Source organism: Aphanizomenon sp. UHCC 0183 (genome assembly GCF_009712065.1).
GTDB lineage: Bacteria > Cyanobacteriota > Cyanobacteriia > Cyanobacteriales > Nostocaceae > Dolichospermum > Dolichospermum heterosporum.
Map to the genome: position 1 here is coordinate 20,451 of NZ_VILC01000055.1, position 8,760 is coordinate 29,210.

Annotated in this window: 7 protein-coding genes and 1 tRNA gene; 4 read left to right on the top strand and 4 right to left on the bottom strand. The window is 39.0% G+C overall.

All coding sequences use genetic code 11. From position 1 onward, the window contains the following. Positions 1-276: 276 nt before the first annotated feature. Entirely contained in the window at positions 277-480 is a 204-nt protein-coding gene (locus FJR37_RS17460) for a hypothetical protein (RefSeq protein WP_168466651.1), read from the bottom strand. A gap of 1,484 nt (positions 481-1,964) precedes the next feature. On the opposite strand from FJR37_RS17460, the gene tatC reads away from it, so the two are divergent. The 4 genes from tatC to FJR37_RS17480 all read left to right on the top strand — a co-directional run bounded on the left by tatC (position 1,965) and on the right by FJR37_RS17480 (position 5,716). Then, positions 1,965-2,747, top strand: a complete 783-nt coding sequence (gene tatC / locus FJR37_RS17465; RefSeq protein WP_039199284.1) for a twin-arginine translocase subunit TatC — start codon at positions 1,965-1,967, stop codon at positions 2,745-2,747. Between the two features lie 423 nt (positions 2,748-3,170). Continuing rightward, a complete protein-coding gene (gene pdhA, locus FJR37_RS17470; protein ID WP_096668532.1) occupies positions 3,171-4,208 on the top strand; it encodes a pyruvate dehydrogenase (acetyl-transferring) E1 component subunit alpha in 1,038 nt (345 codons plus the stop codon). Between the two features lie 504 nt (positions 4,209-4,712). Further along, on the top strand, positions 4,713-5,582 hold the full coding sequence (locus FJR37_RS17475; RefSeq protein ID WP_039199281.1) for an aldose epimerase: 870 nt from the start codon (positions 4,713-4,715) through the stop codon (positions 5,580-5,582). Positions 5,583-5,644: 62 nt separating this feature from the next. Beyond that, positions 5,645-5,716, top strand: a tRNA-Lys gene (locus FJR37_RS17480). 259 nt (positions 5,717-5,975) lie between these two features. Here the strand turns inward: FJR37_RS17480 and FJR37_RS17485 are convergent. From FJR37_RS17485 to FJR37_RS26545, 3 genes are all read right to left on the bottom strand, one after another. Beyond that, positions 5,976-6,218 carry a YgiT-type zinc finger protein gene (locus FJR37_RS17485; RefSeq protein WP_168466652.1) on the bottom strand — a complete coding sequence of 81 codons (243 nt, stop codon included), beginning with the start codon at positions 6,216-6,218 and terminating at the stop codon, positions 5,976-5,978. A 303-nt stretch (positions 6,219-6,521) separates the two neighbouring features. Beyond that, positions 6,522-7,904, bottom strand: coding sequence for a PP2C family protein-serine/threonine phosphatase (locus FJR37_RS17490; RefSeq protein WP_039199277.1), 1,383 nt, complete (start codon positions 7,902-7,904; stop codon positions 6,522-6,524). A 640-nt stretch (positions 7,905-8,544) separates the two neighbouring features. Continuing rightward, positions 8,545-8,760, bottom strand: a 216-nt coding sequence (locus FJR37_RS26545) for a hypothetical protein (RefSeq protein ID WP_217355317.1), incomplete at its 5' end; no start/stop codon positions are given.

Sequence of the window (8,760 nt, forward strand, 5' to 3'; positions counted from 1 at the left end):
CCCCCCTCCCCCTACCTCCCCCACTCCCCCTACCTCCCCCACTCCCCCCACAAAATTGGGTAATTTATTTTTTGGTGTTCCCTGTTCCCTCTGAATGAATTGTATTGCATCCAACTGATAGCCGCCACAACGATTGAATCACTCCCTCTACAGAAGCAACCCAAAATAGGCAAAATATTGAAAGTTGATAAAAAACTTGATGTTCTGACAAATCTAGTCAAACACTAATTACGTACGTAGCTTCAACTGGAATTATTACTTTGTCATCGAAGCATATTAATCCTTGCATCTACCCTTACGAATACAGTCACCTGATTCCTCATCTCTAGCAGACATACCCACCACTAACTGTGATTGAGAATAATTTCCGATTCTTACCCCTGCATTGTCAATGGACAGCTTATTCCCTGCAAAACAAGCACTGGAATTGTACAGATAGACAGACAACACCATTAGTCCTAAACCAATTGTTTTTTTCATATCAAAACTCAACTCAGAATGCTATTGCGTAATCAACAACATCATCCTGGTCAATGAAAACTTGTGAATCAGCTAATGGTTTTCAAAATTGCCATAAAAAATCTGCCCATAGCATCAAACAAGACACCACAAACAATGCAAACTTAAAGCGCATTAGCTTATCTCGTCTATTCATTGCAAAGACTAATCTAGACTAGTTTTGGATATTACCCAACTACATCCTTGATTTATCTCAGAATGAACAAACAAGTTATTGTTTTCATTGATTCACAAATCCAAAGTTAGATTTATGACTGCTAAATTAACTCTTACCCCCCTGGCAGAGTTAATTTAACCACAAGATAACGTTCTTTCTATCTGTACAAATTCTCTGAGAAAAACCCGGAGAAAAAAATCTTTTTTTGACCAGAAACAAAAATAGATATTATGCGTCATTAAATAAACGACGTAATTTAAAACACAGTTGTATCTAATCACCACCAGAGATTATTTTTTCGTAATCATGAAAAAATGACTCATCACAGGGGATATAGCTAATTAATATTCACTAACTCATACTGAGTTTTAAATTAATACTTATTTATTAAGTATTAATAAATTAATAGTGCCAGAAAAAATTATTGTACTAATTAATACTTTTAAGCAAAAAATAATTACAAATATAAAAATAGAACCAAAGATATAAATATTACCAAAAATAAATAGCTTTGCAGAATAAGTGGTCTGTCAACCCGAAAATGACGGGTGAAGGCAACCAGCAGGAGCAGAGGAGGGAAGAACAGAAGTTTTTTCCGATCATTACCCGTCAAAATAAATTTGACGAACTACTAGTACAGTGTGGCGTAAATAACATGACCATTAAAAGCTCCTAAAATTTGATAGATTAGAAGGCTTGAAAATGGTTCATTCACTTACGCCGCAGTGTACTAGTACAAAACGGCGTAAATAAACCAACCATTCTAAATTCTCTAAGAGGGTGTTTGGAAAGTTATGGTTGATGTATCAAATATTTTTTACCCCACCCTAACCCTCCCCTTGTAAAGGGGAGGGAACTGGATTTTTATTGTTTCCCCCCTTTACAAGGGGAAAGGGGGGTAGCAATGTGATGAAAATTACGGAATACCACTTTTCAAACATCCTCTAAAAGCCTATACTGTCTTCATTTTGACTTTTGACTTTTGACTTCCGCCTTGCGGTACTAGGAGTATGGCTAACGCCAGGCTGCGCTATCAGGAGGATTTAGAAGAAGTTATACTCCGCAAGGGAATAAATTGAGCTTTTGCTTAAAGTTAATTTTCCTGACTCATTAGATATCTCCAGAAATTAAATATGCGTGACCTGAAACCCTTGTAGAGACGTTATATGGAACGTCTCTACCATCTTTTTTGGAGATGTCTATTGACAACTTCAAGAGTTTTCAGACCTATTCCTTATAGAATAGTGAACAAAGATTGCCTAACAAACGATTCCCACTCCTCTTACTCATGACCTCTTCACAAGACGTAGATACAATCAAATCCCCTAACTCAGACCCAGAACCATCTATCAGCCCCCTAGATGAATTACCAGGTGAAGTGGAAATGTCCATTTTCGACCATCTGGAAGAGTTGCGACAAAGAATTTTCTATTCCCTCATAGTAGTGGCAGTGGGTATTATCGGTTGTTTTATCGTAGTTAAACCCCTAGTCCAGCTACTAGAAATTCCCGCTCACGGCGTAAAATTTCTGCAATTAGCCCCCGGAGAATTTTTCTTTGTCTCCATGAAAGTTGCCGCCTATGGTGGTTTAATCCTGACCACACCCTTCATTCTCTATCAAATCATTCAATTTGTACTTCCTGGCCTCACCGTACGCGAACGGCGGTTAGTCATTCCCGTAGTGCTAGGTTCAAGCATATTATTTGTATGCGGCTTAATCTTCGCCTACATTGCACTCATCCCAGCCGCATTGCAATTCTTTATTAACTATGGTGCTGATGTTGTAGAGCAACTGTGGTCAATTGACAAATATTTTGACTTTGTGCTGTTATTGTTATTTACCACAGGACTAGCATTTCAAGTTCCCGTCATTCAAATCTTGCTGGCTACCTTGGGAATTGTCTCCTCAAAAATTATGTTAAAAGGCTGGCGTTATGTCATCATGGCAGCAGTAGTTTTAGGAGCAATACTCACACCTTCCACCGACCCTCTCACTCAAAGTCTTTTAGCAGGAGCAGTCTTAGGACTATACTTTGGTGGGATTGGACTAGTGAAACTCACAGGTAAGTAGTTGTCAGTTGTCAGTTGTCAGTGGTCAGTGGTCAGTTACTGCACAGAATTATCATATCTGCGTTTATCTGCGTTTATCTGCGTTTAATTATTCTTAAAATCTTATTTCATGCGGCTTCATTTACTTGATGAAATTACATTAAGTAGGTGAACACAATAAAACCAAACTGTGTAAAGAAACGTAAAATCGCCCAAACCCTCTTCACTCTTGCCTCTTGCCTCTTGCCTTTTGCCTTGCCATAACGACAATTTTCAACGCCAACCTACCTAATTGTTAATCGCTATGCAGAAAGCCAGTTATCCTGATTGTTACCATATAAAATAGGTTTTGATAAATTAATTTTGTCAACGCCGGCTAATTTATAGCTAACGTAAACAAAGACAAACTTAACTTTAACTTTTACAATAGGAATACTTCACCAGCATGGCTCAAGAGCGCACATTACCCACATTTAATACTGCCACAGTCCAAATCACCAAAGAAGAAGGATTGGGCTTATATGAAGATATGACATTAGGGCGTTTATTTGAAGATAAATGCGCCGAAATGTATTATAGAGGAAAAATGTTTGGATTTGTCCACCTGTACAACGGACAAGAAGCAGTTTGTAGCGGCATTATTAAAGGTGCAATGCGTCCCGGTGAAGACTTCGTTTCCAGTACCTACCGTGACCACGTTCATGCTTTAAGCGCCGGAGTCCCCGCCCGCGAAGTCATGGCAGAATTATTTGGTAAAGCCACAGGTTGCAGTAAAGGGCGCGGTGGTTCAATGCATATGTTTTCTGCTGAACATCGCCTATTAGGTGGTTATGCTTTCGTAGCCGAAGGTATTCCTGTAGCTGCTGGTGCAGCTTTCCAATCTAAATACCGTCGGGAAGTTCTGGGAGACAAAACCGCCGACCAAGTAACCGCTTGCTTCTTTGGTGACGGCGCTGCTAACAACGGTCAATTTTTTGAAACATTGAATATGGCAGCTTTATGGAAATTGCCGATTCTTTTTGTGGTAGAAAATAATAAGTGGGCAATTGGTATGGCTCACGAACGCGCCACTTCCCAACCAGAAATTTATAAAAAAGCCAGTGTGTTTAACATGGTGGGTGTGGAAGTTGACGGAATGGATGTTTTAGCTGTCCGTCAAGTGGCTCAAGAAGCCGTAGCCCGCGCCCGTGCTGGTGAAGGTCCAACCTTAATCGAAGCCATGACCTATCGCTTCCGGGGACACTCTCTCGCTGACCCAGACGAACTCCGCAGCAAGGAAGAAAAAGAATTTTGGTTTGCGCGTGACCCCATTAAGAAGTTAGCTGCTTATTTGGTGGAACAAAATCTCGCCACAGAAGCAGAATTGAAGGATGTGGAAAAGAAAATTCAGGCTGTAATAGACGAAGCAGTTAGATTTGCGGAAACTAGCCCTGAACCAGATCCTAGCGAGTTATATCGCTTCATTTTTGCTGAAGACGTTTAGATTGGGGACTTGGGACTGGGGACTGGGTAATCAGGGAATATCAAAAATAGATTGAAGGTATGATTTTTTTCTCACGCAGAGGCGCAGAGGCGCAGAGAGTAAGAGATTGATCCGGTATGCACTCTTTGTGAGATCCAGTCAGCAAATCGCAAAGCCTGTAGGGGCGCAGGGTCTGCGCCCTCGATTGTATTGTATGCTAGTGCGATCGCCATTTTTATCTTGTTCCCAGTCTCTGACTGGGAATAAATTCAAGAAGGCTCTGCCTTCAATTAAGATTTAGAGGCAGAGCCTCATCAACTGCATTCCTAGTCAGAGACTAGGAACGAGATGTGGTAAAGACTTGAGTTTAAATTTCTTACAGGTTTGAGATCAAATGATCATGGTGGAATTTGTTAGCACGACAACCTACAATTGGGGAGAAAGGTAGAAAAATCGCAATATGTATTGCCAGTTTCCTCTTGCCTGTTCATAAGCACAAATTACCACACCAATCTACTGGCTATCATGTTTACCATTGACATTCAAGAACAACAATACAAAACCTACATCCTGTCTGATAAAACCGCTGGTACACAAATAGAAGTCGTCCCAGAAAGAGGTGGTATCATTACTCGTTGGCTGGTTCAAGGTCAGGAAATCTTCTACTTAGACGCTGAACGCTTTACTCATCCTGATTTGAGCGTTAGAGGTGGTAATCCCATTTTGTTTCCTCTTTGCGGTAACTTACCTGATAATACTTACAGCGTTGACGGAAAACCGTATACGATTAAACAACATGGCTTTGCTCGTGAATTGCCTTGGACAGCAACGGCGCAAAATACAGCAGATAAAGCTAGTGTGACTGTAGTTCTCAGCAGTAATGAGGAAACAAAGGCAGTTTATCCTTTTGATTTTCAACTGGCTTTTACCTACGAACTCCAAGGTAATACTTTAGTAGTGCGTCAGGAATACAAAAATCTGTCATCTACACCCATGCCATTTTCCGCTGGTTTCCATCCTTATTTTCTCTGTGGGGATAAAAATCAGCTAGAAGTGGAACTTCCTTCTACACGATATCAAGATAACAAAACTAAGGAGTTTCACACCTTTGACGGCAAATTCGACTTTAACCAAGATGAAATTGATTTTGCCTTTGGACAACTGACCAGCAAATCAGCCACAGTCACAGATAATAGCCGCAGCTTGAAGCTAACCCTAGATTACGATGATTTCACTACCTGGCTAGTGTTTTGGACTGTCAAGGGCAAAGATTTCTACTGTCTAGAGCCTTGGAGCGCCACCCGCAATGCTTTCAACACTGGTGAAAACCTGACTGTGTTAGCTCCTGGAGCTAGTTGTACTGCTTCTTTTCGGTTAACGGCAAATTTTTTCTAGAAACCCCTTGACAAAACCATAGCTGTTGATGGTATATTGATAAAGTTGGAAAAACAGCAAAAGGGTGGCTAACTCAACGGTAGAGTACTCGGCTTTTAACCGATTTGTTCCGGGTTCGAATCCCGGGCCACCCATTTTTAAGACTTAAGTATAATTGCCATTCTTTCTAATCCCAAAATAATGTAGTGTTTCAGAGTCAAAGGTAGGAATAAGCATCTTTGCTGTGGAGTTTTTTAAAATCAGTTAGTTTCCCGCCGATTCTTTTTCCATCTACTCTTATCTCTAGTCTGGTCGCAGATTGCACTACAACCCGACCTGAGACACTCTGCCAATTGCAAGATGTGAAATTATCCAACTTAGAATAAAATTCTTCAGTTTTTTTTACTTAATCAATTAAACAGAAACGCGGAAAGATTGACCAATAACTTGAAAATCTTCGGTTTCTTGGTTTCTGAGTTTGGCACGGATTTGAGTAAATTGATTAACAACGTCTGGTTTATAAAGCTTTTCTCCACATTTTGAACAAACTTCTGCTTCTACATGGATAATGGCGGTGTTATTGCCTCCTTTTAGCATTTTTTCAATTTGCTTAGTTTCTAATTCACCTTGACAAGTGGGACATTTTTGAGTTTTCATAAGACCTCTTCTTGATGTGTCAATTAATCCAGTGTTGAGGCTGGGAATAATCAACAGCGAATAAAATTTTAATGCCTCTATTGTGATCATAGCCTCAGATTTTGTGAATCGGTTGATGGGTAAAGTTTTCTCGATTAATTAAATTAGGAATATAGGGGGTATTATTGGGTATTTTTGGATAATTTCGTTATATATGACAGCATACATGACAGCAGGAAATATTTTATCGAACAGGAGTCAGGAGTCACAGAGTCAGAGTTCCCTCTCTCAAAGAGTGAATTTAATTTTGTCCAACTACCCATATCACACAATTTGCATAACAACTAATGTCATATCATCAGTATTTCGTCTATCAGAACCAATGAATTGTTCAACTTGGTCAAAGAGATATTCGACAATTTCCTGGGGACTATTGCAATACTTACAGGCTGTTCTGAAGGATGTAACAAAATTATCTTCATCAAAGCGATCGCCTCCAGCCGCCGCTGCATCCGTCAAACCATCAGTATAATAAATTACTGTATCTCCAACTTCTAACTGTGCTTGTGCATTTTCATATTCACTATTGGCATCTAAACCAATTAACATCCCCAATGTATCCAATTGACTCACAGTTTTTGTAGCTGCGTGCCACCACAAGGGGGGATTATGGGCGGCATTACTATAAGATAAAATCCGCGTTTGTGGGTCATATTCGGAATAAAACATGGTGACAAAGCGGTGAGAATTTTCCAAATCCGCATACATTACCCGATTCAAATTTTGTAAAATTCCGGCTGGGGAATTACCATGTAATACTTCACCCCGCAACATTCCCCGCAACATCGTCATAATTAAACCTGCGGGAACACCTTTACCCATGACATCCCCAATGACCAAACCCCAACTAGCATTTTCTGGAGATGCTTGTGGTTTAGATTTTAACTGGTTTTGATTAGTGGGAATAAAATCATAGTAATCACCACCAACTTGATTAGCCGGTTTACAACGGGCGGCTATTGATAACCCAGGAATGCTGGGACATTGACGCGGTAAAAGTCGGCGTTGAATTTCTGCACCAATTTCTAACTCTTGGTCTAAACGTTCTTTTTTTCTTAATTCTACAGACAGTTCATCATTGTCAATTGCCACTGCTGTTTGGTCTGCTACTAACCGCACTAATTTTTGTCTGGTTTCTGTCCAACTATATTCAGGATCTCGACTCAAAACATACAGCCAACCTCTTTCTGTATGCTTGACTAAAATAGCTGTGCCAAAGATTTGCACATCTGGACCTAAAACAGCGTGCATTTGGTCATCTAGAATTCCTGTGGAAATAGCAGCAGGACCTGAGTTAGATAAAAGAGTAATTTGACTACTAGCAGTTTCTAGGGCTTTTCTAATAATTTTTCTTTGCTGAGTATCCTGCCAATGTAGTTGTTCTAATCTAATTTGTCCATTGGGTTTATAAAGAAAAAGTGCGCTACCTTCTGCATCTGTGACTCTGGTAGCCATGAGGGGAATCAGTTCCAAAAACTGATTTAAATTATTAAAGCTTCTGAGGGCAAATCCTAAAGAACTCAGTAAGTCTTGAATTTTATTTTGTTCTCGATGCAGCCTGGACACAAGTTCCTTGAGTGCCACTACAGGAGTGACATCGGTGGTGCTGCTGTTGCTATCAGTAGAATGGGGGGGGAATTGTGACACAGGTTAATATTGCAGTTAAGAATAGCAAATTTGTGATTCTTTATAAATACTCTTTTTTGATAAATTGTGAAATCATCATGGAACGAGATTTGTGATTTTAGCAAGAGTAGAAGAAATGTTGAAAGTAATTTTTTAAGTCTTGGTTAATGCTGAGGACATTGCTGAGGGTTAATTTTCCATAATTATAAATTTTCTAATTTGTCAAAAATGAGTCTGGGAGAATCAGTGATTTTTATGATTAATTAGCAGCCTCTAATTTTTTCATAACTGAATCGGTGCTTCATATATCTTGGGAAATAAAAATTTGTCACTAGCAAAATTATCTCTATTCCTGAGAGAGTAGATATTAAGAATCATCCAACCAATAACCAGATGGATTTTTGGTGCATTAATTCATGGCTTTTGCGTTGTGAGGATTTTAGTCAAAACGTTGAAGTAATCATGCTTTTAATGAAAACTTCTTTGACTATGGACTACAAACATTTAACCTATATACCATAAATTATCGAAATGTTTCCTTAGATAGATTTCTTTTCGGGAAAGATTTTGCCTATTTTTGGTCAATATTTCAAAATGTATAATTTTATATTAGTGTTTTAACGGAGAAGGTGGCAGGAAATTAAGTCTTATTTTCCATGCTTTAGCTAAATTCAATAAAGCCTTGATTTGTAGCTTGTATTGTTTGTATTAGCGATACTAAATAATTATATATAATGACAAATACGTTAGATATTAATATTGCCAGCGGTTTATCTGATTGAGAAGTATTAATTTGAGTAAGTGATTTTCCTAGCTCCTTGTTTGATGGGAACTTGGATAATAAATTCAGTTCTTTTGCCAATATCAGAGAAATATT

Coding starts and splice junctions, on each gene's coding strand:
- FJR37_RS17460 (WP_168466651.1), bottom strand. CDS start 480: ATGAAAAAAACAATTGGTTTAGGACTAATGGTGTTGTCTGTCTATCTG.
- tatC (WP_039199284.1), top strand. CDS start 1,965: ATGACCTCTTCACAAGACGTAGATACAATCAAATCCCCTAACTCAGAC.
- FJR37_RS17485 (WP_168466652.1), bottom strand. CDS start 6,218: ATGAAAACTCAAAAATGTCCCACTTGTCAAGGTGAATTAGAAACTAAG.
- pdhA (WP_096668532.1), top strand. CDS start 3,171: ATGGCTCAAGAGCGCACATTACCCACATTTAATACTGCCACAGTCCAA.
- FJR37_RS17475 (WP_039199281.1), top strand. CDS start 4,713: ATGTTTACCATTGACATTCAAGAACAACAATACAAAACCTACATCCTG.